The organism is Gammaproteobacteria bacterium (assembly GCA_013696315.1).
Classification (GTDB): domain Bacteria; phylum Pseudomonadota; class Gammaproteobacteria; order JACCYU01; family JACCYU01; genus JACCYU01.
The window spans coordinates 1-16,823 of the sequence record JACCYU010000142.1; the positions used below are offsets into that span (position 1 = coordinate 1).

A 16,823-nucleotide genomic window follows, 5' to 3' on the forward strand; every position below is an offset into this window, starting at 1 on the left:
ACATGGATACTCACAGAAATTTATATAAAAACAAGCAAAAGCGCTTCGGTATTATGCTGGAGCAGCCGAACGATTTAAAGGTGACGAGCAAGCTCGTGCGTCAGATTCAGGAGCAGGTACTGATGCCCTTCATGATCGACGAGGTGGAGATTTATGCGACCGTCAGTATCGGCGTGGCGTTGAGTGCTAGCGGGTACGCGAATGGCGATCACGCGCTACGTGACGCGGCCACCGCTCTCAGCCGCGCCCAGCTTCTGGGCGGTGCGCGTTATGAGGTTTTCGATCTACACCAGCACGCCAAGGCGACGGCTCAGGCTGGAATCGAGAAGGAGATCAGGGACGCGATGGGCAGTCGCGAGATGGCGGTGTACTGGCAGCCGGTCATTGCGCTGGCGAGCGGCAACGTAGCGGGTCTGGAGGCGCGACTCGCCTGGAGACATCCACGGCGCGGCATGTTGTTCGCCGAGCAATTTATACCCAATGCGGAGGACACGCAGCTGATCCTGCCTCTGTGGGAGTACATGCTGTCGGAGGTGTGCAAGCAGATGAGCGCGTGGCAGTCATTACCGGGCTTCGAGCACGTGGGGATCAATGTCGAAATCTTCGGCAGGAGCCTTTTCGATGCGGATTCCATCCTTCGTTTCTGCGAACGGCTGCTGTCATCCAAGCCTCGATCCTTCAGTCTTGCGCTCGGCATTCCCGAGGACGTGCTGGCCCAGAAAACCGAGTCGATCGACCAGATGCTGGCCTGGTTGCAGACCAGAAAGGTCCGGCTCATTCTCGACTCGTTCGGCGTGAGTACGGGCTCTCTTTCGACCTTGAGACGTGCGCCGATCGACATGATACGCATACACCCATCGCTCATCGAAGAGGGCGACTACGGGGGACCGTTCATCGGTGCGGTGGTCACGCTTGCGCACAATCTCGGTATCAGCGTGATTGCCGATCGTATTGGAACCGATCGAGCGCTGTCCATCGCTCGCCGACATAGCATCGACTACGCGCAAGGAGATCTGATCTCGGCTCCTCTCGATGCCATTGCGGTCACGTCGTTGCTGAGGCGCCAGCCGCTGCTGGTGGAAAAAGCGGCTATCCAATGAGCCATGTACCCACAAGGTATTAACCCGCTTGAGGAATTGCTTGCGCTCGCTAAGGCCAAGGAAGATTAAGCATGAGCGGGAAACTTGCGGGTGCGGCCAGGCGTTCGAGAACCTGCGGACGGCAATCACACCGATCCGCATTCCGGCTACCCGGGATTGCTGCGCCGCCTCTGGGATTGCGGGTGAGCCTTCCCTCCTTGATAACGATATCAATACCCGAGGAGTAAAAGGATCATGAGTATCAAATGCAGAATCGCTGCCGTTGCCGTAGGGGTGTCTGCGTTTACCGCGAGCGGCCTCGCGTGCGCGCAGGATGATGGCGGGCTACTCGCGGCGGAGAACTTCAGCAACACCATTTATCTCACGACCGACTACGTCTTCAGGGGCGTCTCGTTCACGGACGAGGATCCCGCGATTCAAGGCAGCTTCGACTATGCGCACCCGAGTGGTTTCTACGCGGGCGTATGGGGATCCAACTGGGATGGTTTTGGCACCGAAAGCGAGATCGAATTCGATTATTACGGGGGTTACGCGAACGCCGTAGGACCCATTGATTACGATGTGGCGGCGCTATACTACACCTTTCCCGGCGCCCAGGATGACGGGTTCGAACTGGATTATTTCGAGGCTCACGCAGGTGTGAGTCACACCGTCGAGGCCATCCCGCTAACGCCCACGGTTGGCGTAGGTTACAACTATTCGCCCGACTACAACGGCGAAGACGGGCGTAGCCACTATGTGCTTGGTTCGCTTGACCTCGTGCTGCCGGCGGAGATTGGCTTAAGCTTCGGCGTGGGCCACCTGAATGTGGCGGGCGGCGCGCTTTCCGGCGCTCAGGACGGATTTTCTTACACGCACTTCCAAGTGGGTGTCTCGAAGATAGTCCAAAGCTTCAGCTTTGGTGTGACCTACCATGACACCAGCGAAGATTGCAAGGACGAGTACGGCGGCCCGATCCTTCTAAACGCGAGCGTCTGTACGCCGGGGGCGGTCTTTACGCTCTCTCGCACCTTCTAAAGCGATGGACAACGTGTAGTTCGGTTCGCAGGTGAGAGGTTTCTGCCGCGTCTCGCCTGCCGCGCAGTTGCCGGTAGCGGTTCGCTCTATTTGACCAGCGCCGCGTCAGCGCGTGACCTGGTTTCTATTCGCGCCACGCAGTCGCTCACTTCGCCGTTTTCGTCCTGGCAATCCAGGACATCGTTGATCAGAATACGCTGCACATTGGCGCACTCCAGGTCGTCGATATCGAACAGCTTGACGCTGATCTTGTCAGCCGGCAATGGCGCCGCGTCGACGGCCAGGCGCCTGGCGATGACGCCTTCACCGTCGAACATGACCAGATCGAGCGTCAGGCCGGAGAAACTGGTCGCGGTCCTGTTTTCAAACACCAGATACGCACGGCAGGCGCCGTCCTGTGGCTCCAGCTTGTTGAGCTCGACGCGCAGGGCTTCAGCCGTCGTCACGGATGGCGCAAATGCAATTCCGCTCGCGATCAAAAACAGTGATAGAGTCCGGTATCTGTTGAACAGCATCGATCGCATACCTCGAATGCAAAAGAAAAGGCGGGGGCCGCATCAAACCTGCCCGCAGTTTCCAGGATGATTACACCTTACACCAAGCGTTATTGGCAGCCAACGATGGGGGCGTCGCGAAGAGCCACTGGGGTCCTTGTGGCAGTAGCGTTTGTCACGCTACTCGTGGCGTCGCCCGCCACACTCGCGACCGGCTCCGTAACCGTACCGATGAAGGACAAGGGCGCCGATACGTTTTATGTCGATGTACACGTCGAGGGTGTCGGGGTTAGCGATTACCTGGTTGACACCGGCGCCGGCTACATGACTATCAACGAGGATGTACTCGCGCTGCTGCAGGCGCGTGAGCAGGCAATTTATATCCGCCGCCTGCGCGGTATCATGGCCGACGGCAGCACGCGCGTGGTGCCGGTTTATCGCATCGGCAGCATCAGTATCGGCGGCGTCTGCCGGATCGACGACGTGGAGGCGGCCGTATTCCCGGGCGCCTCCCGCAGCCTGCTCGGATTGAGCGCATTGCGCAAGGCGGCGCCGCTGATGTTTTCCATCGAACCGCCGCTCCTGCAGATGACTAACTGCGCCGCGCCTGGGCTGCCGAAGGTTGACGATACTACGCAGGCGCCAACTTCCTTGATGCCGCGCACTCGCGAAATCGTACGATCTGGCGAGTGATCCCAGGCACGCTTCGCGGCGACGCGAAGCGTAGAACGCGTAAAATGATCGGTATGCAGGCTCCCGCTACGCCAAATTCCAGTCATACCCCCATGATGCAGCAGTACCTGCGCATCAAGTCTCAGCACCCCGATATTCTTCTGTTCTACCGCATGGGCGATTTTTATGAGTTGTTCTATGACGACGCTCGCCGCGCCGCACAGTTGCTGAACCTGACTTTGACCGCACGCGGCCAGTCCGCCGGTGAACCGATCCCGATGCCCGGGGTGCCCATCCACGCGGTGGAAAGTTATCTTGCGCGGCTGATCAGGCGTGGTGAATCGGCGGCGATCTGCGAACAGTTCGGCGATCCGGCCGCGACCAAGGGACCGGTCGAGCGCAAGGTGGTGCGTATCGTCACGCCCGGCACGGTAACCGACGAAAGCCTGCTGGATGAACGGCGCGACAATCTGTTAATGGCGGTACAGCCCGGCGCGCGTTGCCACGGTCTGGCTTGGCTGGATCTTGGTGCGGGTCGTCTGAGCGTAACCGAGGTTGCGGGTGACGACGCGCTGCTCGACGAATTCGAGAGGCTGCAACCGGCGGAAATTCTGGTTGCCGAGGACGTGGGTCTGCCCGGCGACCGCACCGTAGGAGTACGTCAGTTGCCGCCCTGGCATTTCGATATGGACGGCGGCAGACGGCCTTTGTGCGAGCAGTTCGGCGTGGCGGACCTCAAGGGCTTTGGCTGCGACGCAATGCCCATGGCGATCGCGGCCACCGGGGCATTGCTGAACTATGTCAGCGACACGCAGCGCGGCGCGTTGTCTCACATCCGCGCGTTGCGCACGGAGCAGCCGGATGACGGCATTATCATGGATGCCGCCAGCCGTCGTAATCTGGAATTGGAGCGTACCCTGTCCGGTGGCACGGAAAATACGCTGGTGCATGTGCTGGATAGTACGGTCACCAGCATGGGCGGCCGCTGTCTGCGGCGCTGGGTCAACCAGCCTCTGCGCGATCGCGAGGTGCTCGGTGATCGTCAACACGCACTGGGCGCCTTGCTGGAAACGCGAACGTTCGACGCTCTGCGCGAGACGCTGCGCGGTGTCCACGATATCGAGCGCATCGTGGCGCGCATCGCGTTGCGTTCGGCGCGACCCCGCGATCTGGCCGGGCTGCGCGACACCCTGGCGCTGTTGCCGGCTTTACGCGGTCAACTGGCGGATGCGGAGGCGCCGCGTCTGGCCGCGCTGCGCCACGCGCTAGGCGAGCATCCCGATCTGCATGCGCGGCTTGTGCGCGCGGTGGTCGATGCGCCACCGGCGTGGATCCGAGATGGCGGTGTTATCGCCACGGGTTTCGATACGCAGCTCGACGAACTGCGCGCGTTGAGCGCCAACGCGGACGGTTGCCTGCTTGAGATGGAGGCTCGCGAGCGCGAGCGCACCGGTATTTCGAATCTCAAAGTCGCGTACAACCGGGTGCACGGGTATTACATCGAGCTGTCCCGCGGACAGTCCGCAAGGGCGCCGGCGGACTACACGCGCCGGCAGACGCTCAAAGGCGCCGAGCGCTACATCACGCCTGAACTCAAGACATTCGAGGATCGGGTACTGAGCGCCAGAACGCGCGCGCTGGCGCGGGAGAAAATGCTTTATGACGCGCTTGTCGAGCGTGTTGCCGAGGATATTTCTCAGCTGCAGGCCTGCGCCTGCGCGCTGGCGGAAATCGATGTGCTCTGTGCGCTGGCGGAACGGGCCGAACGGCTTGATTACTACCGTCCGGAGCTGAACGGCAATCCCGGTATATGCATCGAGGCGGGCCGGCACCCGGTGATCGAACGCGTGCTGAACGAGCCGTTCGTGCCCAACGATATACGCCTGGATGAAGACCGTCGCATGTTGATCGTTACCGGCCCCAACATGGGCGGCAAATCGACCTATATGCGGCAGGTGGCGCTGATCGTGCTGCTGGCCCACATCGGCAGCTACGTGCCCGCGCGGCGGGCGGTAATCGGCCCGGTCGACCGGATCTTCACCCGTATCGGCGCCGCCGACGATCTCTCCGCGGGTCGTTCCACGTTCATGGTGGAGATGAGCGAGGCTGCCAATATCCTCAACAATGCAACGTCATCGAGTCTGGTGCTGATGGACGAAATCGGCCGCGGCACCAGCACCTTCGACGGTTTATCGCTGGCCTGGGCCTGCGCGCTGCATCTGGCGCAAACCAATCGTGCGTTCACTTTGTTTGCGACGCATTACTTCGAGCTCACGGCGCTGGCGGAGTTGCAGGAGACCATCGCCAACGTGCATTGCGATGCCATCGAACACGCGGACAGCATTGTGTTCCTGCACGCGGTCAAGGAAGGACCGGCGAATCAAAGCTATGGTTTGCAGGTGGCGCGGTTGGCGGGGATTCCACCCGCCGTGATCGAAGCCGCGAGACAGCGGCTGAGATTTCTTGAGGAGCGGGCGGTTGATGAGTCGCCGGCACAAGCGACCGGGCAACTCGCGCTGCCGCTGGGACGGTCCACACGGTGTCGCGCCGCCGCGCTACTCGACACCGTCGAGCCCGATTCGCTCGCGCCTTTGGACGCGCTGGAGCTGGTTTATCAGTTGAAAGCGCTGAACCGTTAAGCGCGGGCGTATTTACGTTCGGGCGCAGCTACGAAATGGCTAATGGTACGACTCGTATTCACCCAGCGGACGAACGAAAGTAAAACGGGCCGGACCGACCACCAGATTTTCCGCCACCTCGTCCACGTTGCCGCCCAGCGCGCTGAACGGCAGGGAAACGACGAACAACCCCGTACCCAGCACCGTGGCCACGAATCCCAGCGGACGGACGGCCAGCACGTCTACCATCATGGCGCCCGCCGAGCGCTCGCTGCCCTGGTCCTCGTACATTCCGGCCGCCATCGCGCCTTGCGACAAGCCAAACAGCAGGTTCAAGGTGAGCACGACCGCGGTCATAGACCGTTTGTTGCGCTTCTTGTCCATAAGTGATCCTTGTATATGTGGCGGAAGGCTTCCGTCAACGCCAGACAGTAGGTCGGCATCGCGAGACTGTCAACGCCGTTTAGGCGTCTACGGCGGGTAAAAAGCGCCGTCCGGCAGCATTTTCTTGAGGCCGCTTTCCAGCGTAACCTGCGCGCGCACGCCGAAGAGCTGACGCAGACGCCGGCCTTGGGAGAGTTGGGGTCATGCCGCGGTCCGAACACGTTGAAAATAGCGCAGACCGCAAGCCGCCAGCTTGTGCAGGCGCTTATAGAGCGGTGCGCGGTATTTTGATCGAATGTGTCATGCCGTTATAATGCTGACGCATTCGTCACCCAGCGCGCGAGCGTGGAGTAGCCCATGACCTTTGTCATTACCGAAGACTGTATCAAATGCAAGTACACCGATTGCGTGGAGGTGTGCCCGGTCGACTGTTTTCACGAAGGGCCCAATTTTCTGGTAATCGATCCGGATGAATGCATCGACTGTACCCTGTGCGAGCCCGAATGTCCGGTGGACGCCATTCTGTCGGAAGACGATCTGCCGGAGGATCAGCGACATTATCTCGAACTCAATGCGGAGCTGTCGCAGGACTGGCCGGTCATTACCGTCAAAAAAGATGCCCCGCCCGACGCCAAGGAGTGGGAAGGCAAACCGGATAAACTGAAGCTGCTCGAACGCTAAGCACAGAGCAGCAGCCGGGGCAACAAAAAAAGGTGGGGCTTCGACGCCCCACCGTATTTCAGTTGTGGCAGGATTTCAGGGTACGCCCCTGACCCGTTCACAGCTAACCGCGCGGTCGCGGGTGGTGTGCGCTCCGCCGTCGCAGAAGTCTGAACCGCTGCCGCCATCCATCGTGTCGTTGCCACCCCCGCCGAACAGCCGGTCATCTCCGCCGCCACCCGGCAGCCCGTCATCGCCATTACCGCCGCAAATCACATCGTTGCCGCCCGTCCCGCGGATGACGTCATTGCCGCGCAGGCCGTGAATTACGTCCGCGCCCGAGGTGCCGTTGAGTGTGTTGTTGCCGGAGGTCACGACGATAGTAGCGACCCTGCCGTCGCACATGACGGCAGCGGGCCTGTCGTTATCAACGATGGTAAGCAACGCGGTGTTCCGCGCGCCCAGGGTGGCGCCGCCATTCGGATTGAGCAGCGCGAGCCTCACCGTCTCGTTACCTTCGACGTCCGTATCGTCGATGATCGGGAACGTGAGTGTCTTGTCTGCTGCGTCACCGGCGGGGAAGGTGCGGACGCCGCTTCTGAAGCCATAATCGGCGCCCTGAATTGCAGTGCCGTCGTTGGTACTGAAACTCACCGACACCTCACCGTCGCTGCCGTCCGTGCGTGTAATCGATATCGTCGCCTGACTGACGCTTTCGTTGACGCTGTAAGTCGCCGCACCGAATTGCAATACACCGGGGGACGGCTGGACCACCGATTCGCAGTTCACCACCGTTTCACCGACGCGTGGTTCGCCCGCGTCACAGCGGTCGGTGTCCGCGCCGCCGTCCAGGGTGTCAATGCCCGCTTCGCCGAACAGTTGATCGTCGCCGCGTTCGCCAGACAGCTGATCGACTCCGCCGCCGCCGAACAGCTGATCGTTGCCGCTGCCGCCGCAGATCACGTCATCGCCGCCCGTCCCGCGGATTACATCGTCGGCCCCTAAGCCGGCGATCACGTCCGCGCCCGGCGTGCCGGTCAGGGTGTCGCCTTGCGACGTACCGACGATGGTTGCCACCAGGCTTTTACACATAATAGTCGGCGCCACGTCGTCGTCGGTGATGGTCAGGATGGCCGTGTCACGCGCGCCGAGCGTGGCGCCGCCGTCAGGATTCGTCAAGCGCAGATTCACCGTTTCGTTACCTTCGACGTCCGTGTCGTCGATGACGGGCATGAAGAATGTCTTTTGAATCTCGCCGTCCGCGAAGTTGAGACTGCCGTTCGTCAACGTGTAGTCCGCGCCTTCGGTGGCCGAGCCTGCCGACGTCGTAAAGGCTACGGAAACGGCGCCATTGGCGCCGTTCGAGCGCGTAACGGCAATGGTCACGCCGCCCGCGGTTTCTGCTACCGTATAAGTCGCCGCAGCGAATTCCAGCGCGCCGGGCGAAGGAGGCGCAACTGTGGTCACGCCATACGGGCTCGCGCCCAGCGGTCCTTGCGACGCATCGCTGAAGTCACTCAGCAGCGTGCGGTTGCCGTTGCTTGGGTTGAGCGAGAACAGCGCCCCGGTCTGGCCGGCGCCCGCCGTAAAATCGATAACCAGCATCCGCCCGGAAGACGCCAAAGTCAGAGTGACCGGATCTTCGCCCAGCGGCCCCTGAGCACTGTTGCCGAAATCACTTAGCAGTGTGCGCTGGCCGTTGCCGGCATCGATCCTGAACAAAGCCCCTCTGAAATCGGGTCCCGCTTCCTGGTCTATTACCAGAATCTCATCATTGGGGCCAAGCGCTACGCCGAAAGGGATTTCGCCCAGCGGCCCTTGCGACGCATCGCCAAAATCACTCAGCAGTGTGCGGCTGCCGTTTTGCGCATTGATCTTGAACAGCGCGCCACGCGAGCCGGTGCCGGCAGAAAGCACCACGGTCAGGATTTCGCCCGCCGGCCCTATTGCGATGCTGAACGGTATCTGACCCAGCGGCCCTTGCGCGGTGTCGCTGAAATCGCTAAACAGGACGCGGTTGCCGGTGGTCGCGTTCACCCTGAACAGCGCGCCGTTAAAACCGGTGCCGGCGTTCAAGTCCGCCACCAGAATTGTACCGTTCGCGTCCAGGGTCAGATTTACGGGGTCTTCGCCAAGCGGACCCTGTGACGAATCGTTGAAATCGCTCAACAACGTGCGGCGACCGTCGGATAGGTCAACTTCGAATATGGCGCCGCGGAAATCCGCGCCCGCGTCCAGATCGGAGACCAGTAACTGACCGTTCGGACTTACCGCAAGGCTGACGGGATTCAAGCCCAGGGGACCTTGTGACAACTTGCCGAAGTCGCTGACCAGCGTGCGTGCGCCGTTTACCGGGTTCACCCTAAACAGCGCGCCTCGCGCGTCGGCGCCGGCGCCGGAATCGATCACGTATACGCTGCCGATATCAATGGGGACGGTTTGTGCCTGCGCGCCAGACATGCAAATGGCCAACAACCCAAAAATCAGATAGATACGTGCGCTTACAAGTGGTGCGCCACGCGCGCATCGTGTCGATTCGTTACTCATCGAGCACCCTCCCGGGAAACTGGCGAAGCATCGAGGCGGTCATCGCCTCTTGTTTTTCAGTTGTAACAGGGCGGGCGCTTCGCCTCCAAGCGTTGCCGCGGCCGCACGTAGGGTTTTTTCGGCCGCTCGTCGGCGCGATCAGTTGCCGTTAGCCCGGCAGTCCCGATCGCAAGCGCGTTGATCCGGTTCAGGGGGAAGAAAAAACCAGCCGCGCGGTGTGTCTGAAGCGCGCGGCGGCGAGGCTTGCGTCGCGCGAAGTGGTGATCCAGTGCCTTATCGATCCGGATCGGCGCATGCCCTGGGGCGCGCCGGATCCGTGATCCATTCGCTCCACGAGCCGGCATAAAGGCGCGAGCCGGCGAGACCGGCGATCTCCATCGCCAGCAGGTTGTGGCAGGCGGTAACGCCGGAGCCGCACATATGTATCACGCGCTCAGGGTGGGTGTTCCCCAACGTCTCGCGAAACGAATTACGCAAGCCGTGCGGCGGCAGGAACGCGCCGCGTGCATCGAGATTGCGGTCGAAAGGCCGATTCAAGGCATCCGGGATATGGCCCGCGACCGGATCGATGGGTTCGACCTGGCCGGCAAACCGCTCCGTGGCGCGCGCGTCGAGCACGACGCTTTGCTGTGCAGCAAGATTGCGCGCAATGAAGTCACTGTCTACCCGCGCATCGTGGTCGATCCGCAAAGCGAACTCCGCGCCGCGCGTGACCCGCGGTATTTCCGCGGTCAGCGGACGCCCCTCCTCGCGCCAGCGATTGATGCCGCCGTCCAGTACCGCGACCGCGCTGTGCCCCAGCCAGCGCAACAGCCACCAGAGTCGCGCCGCCATCGCGCCGCCCGCGTCATCATAGGCGACCACCTGCGTTGCGCCATCGATACCCCATGCCGCGAAAGTTCGCGCCAGAACTTGCGGTTCAGGCAGCGGATGGCGGCCAGCGGATGCGGTTTTCGAGCCTGACAAGTCGCGTTCCAGATGAGCGTAACGCGCGTTCGGAAGATGGTTCTCGCGATACGCCGCTTGGCCGGCCTCGGGATCGGCCAGATTGAAACGGCAATCGATGATGACCCATCGCGGGTCCTGAAGATGCTCCTCCAAGGTGTCGCGGCTTACCAGCGTCGTGTACACAATGTCTTCTGCGGGGTCTTCTGCGGGCATGGGACCTCCTATCGATTCAGGCTTGTCGGCGCGCGCTCGGCCGATCAGTTGACAATCTCGGCGCGCACCCGGTTGCCGGCCGCGCACAATAAATCGTAGCCGACGGTGGTGGCGTTTCGGGCCACTTCGTCGACCGGCAGGTCTTTGCCCCACAAGGTCACGTCGTCGCCCACAGCAGCGTCACAGCCGCGCAGGTCGATGGTAATCATGTCCATGCACACGCGCCCGACCAGTTGCGTGCGCTGGCCGTTGATCAGCACCGGCGTGCCGGTGCTGGCGTGGCGCGGATAACCGTCGGCGTAACCGATCGCGGCCACGCCGATCGGCATGGCTTCTGGCGCGGTCCAGCTATTTCCATAGCCTACGTGCTCGCCGGCATGCATCCACCTGCGCGTAATCAGCGGTGCGGTCAAGGTCATGACCGGCTTAAGACCGGCGTGTTCGGCAGTGTCGTCAACGAACGGGGATGCGCCGTAGAGCATGATGCCGGGGCGCACCCAGTCGCCGTGGCTGCCGGGCCACGCCAGGATGCCGGCGGAGTTGGCCACGCTGCGCTTGCCGCTGAGTGCCGCGGTCGCGCGCTCGAAGGTATCCAGTTGCTGGCGCGAGTAATCGCTGCGGCGCTCATCCGCGCACGCCAGGTGGGTCATCAGCACGGGCGCCGTCGTGGCCCGCGGCAACGCGGTCACACGCCGATGAACCGCCGCGAGTTCGGTGGGTGCGAAGCCCAGTCGCGCCATGCCGGTGTCCACCTTGAGCCAGACGCGCACCGGCGCGGCGAGCGAGGTGGCGGCCAGCAGCTCGATTTGATAGGCGTCGTACACGGTCACATCGATGTTATTGGCGGCGGCTTTGACGAGCTGCGATGCGCTCTTGAAGCCCTGCAGACTGACAACGGTCTTGTCGATTCCCGCCGCGCGCAGCGCGAGTCCTTCATCGACGCAGGCCACGCCGAAGCCGTGCGCGTCGCCAAGCGTTTGCGCCACGGTCACCGCGCCATGCCCGTAGGCGTTGGCCTTGACGACCGCGAGCACGCGGCTGTGTGGCGCGGCTTCGCGTACGCGCTGAAAGTTATGAAGCAGCGCGGACCGGTCGATTAACGCGCGGGCCGCGCGCATCAGCCAAAGCGCTCGCCCGAATAGATTTCCGGAATATAGTTTTCGAACTTGGTGTACTGGCCGAGAAAGGTCAGCCGCGTGGTGCCGATGGGTCCGTTGCGCTGCTTGGAGATGATGATCTCGGCGGTGCCCTTGTCCGCGCTGTCTTCGTTGTACACCTCATCGCGGTAGATGAACGCGATCAGATCCGCGTCCTGCTCAATGGCGCCCGACTCGCGCAAATCGGACATGACCGGGCGCTTGTTAGGCCGCTGCTCGAGACTGCGGTTCAGCTGTGACAAGGCCACGACCGGCACGCCAAGCTCCTTGGCCAGCGCCTTTAATCCGCGCGAGATTTCCGAGATTTCGGTGGCGCGATTCTCAGGCGTACCCGGCACCTGCATCAGCTGTAAATAATCCACGATGATGAGGTCCAGCCCATGCTCGCGCTTGAGGCGGCGCGAGCGGGCGCGCAGTTCCGTTGGTGTCAGCGCGGCGCTGTCGTCCACGAACAGCCTGGTGTCGGTCAGTACGGACACCGCGCTGGACAGCCGCGGCCAGTCTTCCTCGGCGAGCTTGCCAATCCGCAGACGGTGCTGATCGATGCGGCCCAGTGAGGCCAGCATGCGCATCGAAATCTGCTCGCCCGGCATTTCCATGCTGAATATCGCCACCGACGCCTGCTGCTTCACCGCGGCGTATTCCGCGATATTTATCGCGAAGCTGGTCTTGCCCATGGATGGGCGGCCCGCGACGATCACCAGATCGCCCGGCTGCAGGCCGGAAGTCTTTTCGTCGAACTCGCTGAAGCCGGTCGCAATGCCGGTGATGGGATCGTCTTTTTCGAACAAAGCGTCGATGCGCTCGACGGTGGACTTGAGCAAGGTCTTGATGTCCTTGAAACCGGCGCGCAGCCCCTGACTGGCGATGCGGAATACCCTTTGTTCCGCCTCGTCCAGCAATATCTTGCTGTCGCGCCCGTCGGCGTTGAAGCCCGCGTCGCAGATTTCGGTGCCGACCGCGATCAGTTGGCGCAGAATGGAACGTTCACGCACGATGTCGGCGTAGGCACGAATGTTCGCGGCGCTGGGGGTCTCGTGCGCAAGGGTGCCGACATAAGCCAGCGCGCTGCCGTCGCTCAAGCTCTTGCGTTGCGTTAAGTGTTCGGACAGCGTGATGACGTCGAAGGGCTGCTGCCTGTCGGCCAGCTCCCGGATGGCTACGAACACGGCGCGGTGGTCCGCGAGGTAGAAATCCTCTTCACCGATCCGGTCGGCGATCTGATCCCAGGCGTTGTTGTCCAGCATGAGGCCGCCCAGCACCGCCTGTTCGGCGTCCAGCGAGTGCGGCGGGACCTTGAGGCTTTCCGCGCTGGGCGGCCGGCGGCCGGTTCGGGTCGGGGCATTCGCCATAAATCTACGTTGCTCCGCGTCGATTCACGTGCCAGCTCAGAGTTGTATCGCTGTGGAGCGGATACGCCATGTTTCAAGATCAGGTCAGAATCTGCCACGCCGCCGCAGCTTAAGCCTCCGGCACCACGGACACTTTGATCGTGGCGGTGACGTTGGTGTAAAGGTGCAGATCGACCTCATAATCGCCGGTCTGACGCAGCGTGCCGCGCGGCAGGAGCACCTCGCGCTTCTCCACCTCGACGCCGGCCGCCTGCATGGCCAGCGCGATATCCGCCGGACCGATCGAGCCAAACAGTTTGCCCTCCGCGCCGGCTTTCGCGGGAATTGTCACAGCCTGCCCTTCCAGCCGCTCGCGGCGCGCCTCGGCTTGCGCCTGCGTGTCCTGGGCGGTCTTTTCGAGCTCCGCGCGGCGCGCCTCGAACGCGGCGATGTTCTCGGCTGTCGCGAATTTCGCCTTGCCGGTGGGGAACAGATAATTACGTGCATAGCCCGGGCGCACCTTGACCCGATCACCAAGCCCGCCCAGATTTTCGATACTGTCCAGCAATATAATTTCCATCGATGTTACCTGCGTCTGGTTGATGTGTGTCTAATTCACGAACCGCCGGATTACGAATCACGCTTGTCGGCCAGGCGCGCGCGGAAGTTGGCGAATGTGTCCACCGCGCCCATGAGTGACAGCCCCGCCAGCATGTGCGGCAACGCCAGCAGCAGCAATCCATACACGCCGAAAAGCCACAAGGTGGCGTGACCGCTGGCGGCGATAACCGCGTGGGTTACCGCCATCCCCTGCAAAAAGAACATGGCCGCGGCCACCAGGGTCAGTTCGATGACCAGCGGTGCGTGGGTGAGCACGGCGCCGGCAACCAGAAGCAACGCCAAAGCGGCCATTGGATAACCGAGCTGCAGCCCGGTGAACTCGTCGCGGAAGCCACCCCGATTGTATAACAAGGCCTGCCACCAACGCGCGAGCAGCAGGGTCAGCGCCAGACTCAGCAGCATCGCCGCGATAAATCCGCCGCTCATCACCGGCGCGGCCCGGGCCAGCAGCGCGTCGATGGACGCTACTGGCACCTCTGCGCCGACCAGTGCGGGGCGCACGAGCGTGTCCAGTAACCTCGCCCACATCGCTGTCGCGTCCGGCACCAGCATGCGCATGGCCAGCACTGCGCCGAGTCCGGTCATCAACGCGATCCGCAAGGTGAACGCCAGCGACATGCTATGACGCAGCAATAGTGCGATAAGCAATACCGGCAGCCATTGAACGACGCCGAATGCAAGACCGAACCAGACCTCCCCGATAACCAGCAAGCTGATCAGCATCATGCTCAGAGCCGACCACAGCAACACGCTGCCGCCACTGCCGGCGCCCAGCCTCAGGGCCACCAGCCCCAGCGCCGCTCCGCTCAACAGTGTCACCGGCGGGAACGCAAAGCCCAGCAGCGCAAAGCCCAGCACCACGCTGACGGCCTGCCAGCGGCCCGCCATGACGAATGCCGCCAGTTTGTTCATTGTTGTGTCAATCGACTGTTACCAGCGGCGTCGCATTGCGCGCGTCTGCGTCGAAATGATTCACACAAGCAACCGCCAGGGATCAGGCGTCGATGCCGGCGTTAATGCTGGTCGCTGTAAGGCAGCAGCGCCAGAAACCGCGCGCGCTTCACGGCGCTCGCCAGCTGGCGCTGGTAACGTGCGCTGGTGCCCGTGATGCGGCTGGGCACAATCTTGCCGGTTTCGGTAATGAAGCTCTTGAGCAGATTGATGTCCTTGTAATCGATCTCGGTAATGCCTTCCGCGGTAAAGCGGCAATAACGTCGGCGACGGAAGAAACGTGACATAAGCGAACCTCGCGTATAAATCGTGAATGAGGGGGACGGACGAGCAAGCCCGCGACTTAAGCGGATTCCTGTTCGTCGCGGTCAGGGCGTTCGGGCCGCGTGGTTTCCGACGCGTCATCCGTGCGCTCGGGACGGCTTTCGGTCGCGTCGCTGTCGTCACTTTCGGCGCGCTGCTCTTCTTCTCTGGACTTGGCGAGCGGCGACGCGTCGGTATCGGCCCTGGGCCGCAACATGATTAGATTGCGGATCACCGCGTCGTTAAAGCGGAAGGCGCTCTTGATCTCATCCAGGGTCGTCTGTTCGCATTCTATGTTCATCAACACGTAGTGCGCCTTGAGGATTTTATTGATGGGGTAGGCGAGCTGGCGGCGGCCCCAGTCTTCCAGGCGGTGAATGCGTCCGCCGCCGGATTCCACCATCGACCGATACCTTTCGATGGTCGCGGGAACCTGCTCGCTCTGGTCCGGATGGACCATGAATACGATTTCGTAATGCCGCATGAACTTGCTCCTTCCGGGTCAAGCCTTCCGCAACGTGTCCACACAGTGGGTCCAGAAAACGGGCGGTAAGGCAAGGAGTGGTGGAAAGCCGATCGTTGCCGACCGACGGGAGGCACGTATCGTACAAGAGCGCCCGCGCGCTTGCAATTCGAACCCCGCTGAGGTCGGCGTTGCGCCATGGTTGAGGCCTCTTTAGATCAATGCAACGGCAGGCTGGTTAAGTGGATGTTGACTGACTTTAACAAATAGCCCGAAATTCGGGATCTACCAATTCAACTTATAGACTCACGTAATCACTTTGCCAAACACCGCGACACGCAGCGGGGATCGTAATGCGGTCAGCATGATCGTCGGCAATCGCTGGCGCTGATGTGCCAGACCGAGCGCATGATCGAGTATTCAATTCCGCAATCAAAAAAAAGGGGCACATTCAATTTGCCGCATGGCGGAAAAAAGTTTAGGTTGGCAGTGTCCAGATTCTCTTTCACCGGTCGCCGGACGCAACCTCGGAGCGAATTAAAATGAATACGGGAATATCCGAAGAACAGCAGAAAGCGATTGCCGAAGGACTCGCACGAGTGCTCGCGGATTCGTACACACTGTACCTGAAGACCCACAATTTCCACTGGAACGTCAAGGGGCCGATGTTTACCACCTTGCATACATTGTTCGAGCAGGAATACACGGAACTTGCCCTGGCGGTGGACGAGATTGCCGAGCGCATTCGCGCCCTGGGCTATTCGGCGCCGGGTTCCTACAAACAGTTCGCGGAGCTGACGACGATCGAGGAGGAAACGCGCGTGCCGCAGGCCGAAGAAATGATCCGGCAACTGGTCGTCGGACAGGAGTCGGTGATTGCGACGATGCGGAGTATCTTCCCGGTCGCCGATGATGCGGGCGACGAGGCGACGGCCGATCTGCTTACACAGCGCATGCGCATCCACGAGAAAAACGCGTGGATGCTGAGAAGTCACCTGGAATAGCGCGGGCGAGCGCGGCGGTCGTACTTTCGCATGAGCGCGCTGTGGGATTCTTAGTGACCTGATCGGTAGATGCCGGTCGCGCAGAGCCAGTGAACCTGACTGCGCGCGGTGCGGCCCGCCGGGCGTGGCACATTCAGAGTGTCCGTCGCCATAACGAGATGTGGATCTATCGACCCGCATCTTGTTGCGGTGCTTGTGGCGGCGGCAGTACTTCGGCTTCGGAACCAGGTTTGTGTGGCTGTGGTTCGTTCTCGAATGTGAGTTCGGTAATACGCGTCTCGTCCACGCCCGTGACTTTGGCGGCGTGCCCGTTAAGTTGCACGATTTCTCCGACCTGAGG

General features: G+C 61.7%; 16 protein-coding genes. 6 read left to right on the forward strand and 10 right to left on the reverse strand.

Translation table 11 applies throughout. The annotated features are described in order from the left end of the window. Positions 1-53 precede the first annotated feature (53 nt). Both H0V34_08370 and H0V34_08375 read left to right on the forward strand, forming a co-directional pair. Entirely contained in the window at positions 54-1,100 is a 1,047-nt protein-coding gene (locus tag H0V34_08370; GenBank protein MBA2491701.1) for an EAL domain-containing protein, read from the forward strand. A gap of 234 nt (positions 1,101-1,334) precedes the next feature. After that, a complete protein-coding gene (locus H0V34_08375) occupies positions 1,335-2,117 on the forward strand; it encodes a hypothetical protein (protein ID MBA2491702.1) in 783 nt (260 codons plus the stop codon). 86 nt (positions 2,118-2,203) lie between these two features. Here H0V34_08375 and H0V34_08380 read toward each other — a convergent pair whose 3' ends face one another. Then, positions 2,204-2,632: a Tat pathway signal sequence domain protein gene (locus H0V34_08380; protein MBA2491703.1), complete on the reverse strand. Its 429-nt coding sequence runs from the start codon at positions 2,630-2,632 to the stop codon at positions 2,204-2,206. A 105-nt stretch (positions 2,633-2,737) separates the two neighbouring features. Here H0V34_08380 and H0V34_08385 point away from each other — a divergent pair, with 105 nt between their 5' ends. Further along, positions 2,738-3,304: a clan AA aspartic protease gene (locus H0V34_08385; protein ID MBA2491704.1), complete on the forward strand. Its 567-nt coding sequence runs from the start codon at positions 2,738-2,740 to the stop codon at positions 3,302-3,304. 92 nt (positions 3,305-3,396) lie between these two features. Then, positions 3,397-5,922 (forward strand): DNA mismatch repair protein MutS, encoded by a 2,526-nt coding sequence (mutS, locus tag H0V34_08390; protein MBA2491705.1) that lies wholly within the window; start codon positions 3,397-3,399, stop codon positions 5,920-5,922. Positions 5,923-5,961: 39 nt separating this feature from the next. Here the strand turns inward: mutS and H0V34_08395 are convergent, their stop codons facing one another. Further along, positions 5,962-6,258, reverse strand: a complete 297-nt coding sequence (locus H0V34_08395) for a hypothetical protein (protein MBA2491706.1) — start codon at positions 6,256-6,258, stop codon at positions 5,962-5,964. A gap of 384 nt (positions 6,259-6,642) precedes the next feature. Here H0V34_08395 and H0V34_08400 point away from each other — a divergent pair, with 384 nt between their 5' ends. Then, positions 6,643-6,966 carry a ferredoxin family protein gene (locus H0V34_08400; protein ID MBA2491707.1) on the forward strand — a complete coding sequence of 108 codons (324 nt, stop codon included), beginning with the start codon at positions 6,643-6,645 and terminating at the stop codon, positions 6,964-6,966. A 75-nt stretch (positions 6,967-7,041) separates the two neighbouring features. Here the strand turns inward: H0V34_08400 and H0V34_08405 are convergent, their stop codons facing one another. From H0V34_08405 to rpsF, 8 genes are all read right to left on the reverse strand, one after another. After that, on the reverse strand, positions 7,042-9,405 hold the full coding sequence (locus tag H0V34_08405; GenBank protein MBA2491708.1) for a hypothetical protein: 2,364 nt from the start codon (positions 9,403-9,405) through the stop codon (positions 7,042-7,044). Between the two features lie 360 nt (positions 9,406-9,765). Beyond that, positions 9,766-10,626, reverse strand: a complete 861-nt coding sequence (locus H0V34_08410; GenBank protein MBA2491709.1) for a sulfurtransferase — start codon at positions 10,624-10,626, stop codon at positions 9,766-9,768. Between the two features lie 71 nt (positions 10,627-10,697). Beyond that, the gene (alr, locus tag H0V34_08415; protein MBA2491710.1) at positions 10,698-11,774 is read right to left on the reverse strand and encodes an alanine racemase; all 1,077 of its coding nucleotides are present in this window, start codon (positions 11,772-11,774) and stop codon (positions 10,698-10,700) included. After that, positions 11,771-13,162, reverse strand: a complete 1,392-nt coding sequence (gene dnaB / locus H0V34_08420; GenBank protein MBA2491711.1) for a replicative DNA helicase — start codon at positions 13,160-13,162, stop codon at positions 11,771-11,773. Before dnaB ends, alr begins: the two co-directional genes overlap by 4 nt. A gap of 109 nt (positions 13,163-13,271) precedes the next feature. Then, positions 13,272-13,721, reverse strand: coding sequence for a 50S ribosomal protein L9 (rplI, locus tag H0V34_08425; GenBank protein MBA2491712.1), 450 nt, complete (start codon positions 13,719-13,721; stop codon positions 13,272-13,274). Positions 13,722-13,771: 50 nt separating this feature from the next. Continuing rightward, positions 13,772-14,674: a DUF2232 domain-containing protein gene (locus tag H0V34_08430; protein ID MBA2491713.1), complete on the reverse strand. Its 903-nt coding sequence runs from the start codon at positions 14,672-14,674 to the stop codon at positions 13,772-13,774. Positions 14,675-14,775: 101 nt separating this feature from the next. Further along, a complete protein-coding gene (gene rpsR, locus H0V34_08435; GenBank protein MBA2491714.1) occupies positions 14,776-15,000 on the reverse strand; it encodes a 30S ribosomal protein S18 in 225 nt (74 codons plus the stop codon). A gap of 56 nt (positions 15,001-15,056) precedes the next feature. Then, positions 15,057-15,500, reverse strand: a complete 444-nt coding sequence (rpsF, locus tag H0V34_08440; GenBank protein MBA2491715.1) for a 30S ribosomal protein S6 — start codon at positions 15,498-15,500, stop codon at positions 15,057-15,059. A 521-nt stretch (positions 15,501-16,021) separates the two neighbouring features. On the opposite strand from rpsF, the gene H0V34_08445 reads away from it, so the two are divergent. Beyond that, positions 16,022-16,483 carry a DNA starvation/stationary phase protection protein gene (locus H0V34_08445; GenBank protein MBA2491716.1) on the forward strand — a complete coding sequence of 154 codons (462 nt, stop codon included), beginning with the start codon at positions 16,022-16,024 and terminating at the stop codon, positions 16,481-16,483. Positions 16,484-16,823: the final 340 nt, after the last annotated feature.

Excerpts from the sequence above, each read along its gene's own strand:
- H0V34_08445 (MBA2491716.1), top strand. The coding sequence starts at position 16,022 with ATGAATACGGGAATATCCGAAGAACAGCAGAAAGCGATTGCCGAAGGA.
- rpsF (MBA2491715.1), bottom strand. The coding sequence starts at position 15,500 with ATGCGGCATTACGAAATCGTATTCATGGTCCATCCGGACCAGAGCGAG.
- mutS (MBA2491705.1), top strand. The coding sequence starts at position 3,397 with ATGATGCAGCAGTACCTGCGCATCAAGTCTCAGCACCCCGATATTCTT.
- H0V34_08400 (MBA2491707.1), top strand. The coding sequence starts at position 6,643 with ATGACCTTTGTCATTACCGAAGACTGTATCAAATGCAAGTACACCGAT.
- H0V34_08380 (MBA2491703.1), bottom strand. The coding sequence starts at position 2,632 with ATGCTGTTCAACAGATACCGGACTCTATCACTGTTTTTGATCGCGAGC.
- rplI (MBA2491712.1), bottom strand. The coding sequence starts at position 13,721 with ATGGAAATTATATTGCTGGACAGTATCGAAAATCTGGGCGGGCTTGGT.
- H0V34_08405 (MBA2491708.1), bottom strand. The coding sequence starts at position 9,405 with ATGTCTGGCGCGCAGGCACAAACCGTCCCCATTGATATCGGCAGCGTA.
- H0V34_08385 (MBA2491704.1), top strand. The coding sequence starts at position 2,738 with ATGGGGGCGTCGCGAAGAGCCACTGGGGTCCTTGTGGCAGTAGCGTTT.
- H0V34_08370 (MBA2491701.1), top strand. The coding sequence starts at position 54 with ATGCTGGAGCAGCCGAACGATTTAAAGGTGACGAGCAAGCTCGTGCGT.
- H0V34_08375 (MBA2491702.1), top strand. The coding sequence starts at position 1,335 with ATGAGTATCAAATGCAGAATCGCTGCCGTTGCCGTAGGGGTGTCTGCG.
- rpsR (MBA2491714.1), bottom strand. The coding sequence starts at position 15,000 with ATGTCACGTTTCTTCCGTCGCCGACGTTATTGCCGCTTTACCGCGGAA.
- H0V34_08395 (MBA2491706.1), bottom strand. The coding sequence starts at position 6,258 with ATGACCGCGGTCGTGCTCACCTTGAACCTGCTGTTTGGCTTGTCGCAA.
- H0V34_08430 (MBA2491713.1), bottom strand. The coding sequence starts at position 14,674 with ATGAACAAACTGGCGGCATTCGTCATGGCGGGCCGCTGGCAGGCCGTC.
- dnaB (MBA2491711.1), bottom strand. The coding sequence starts at position 13,162 with ATGGCGAATGCCCCGACCCGAACCGGCCGCCGGCCGCCCAGCGCGGAA.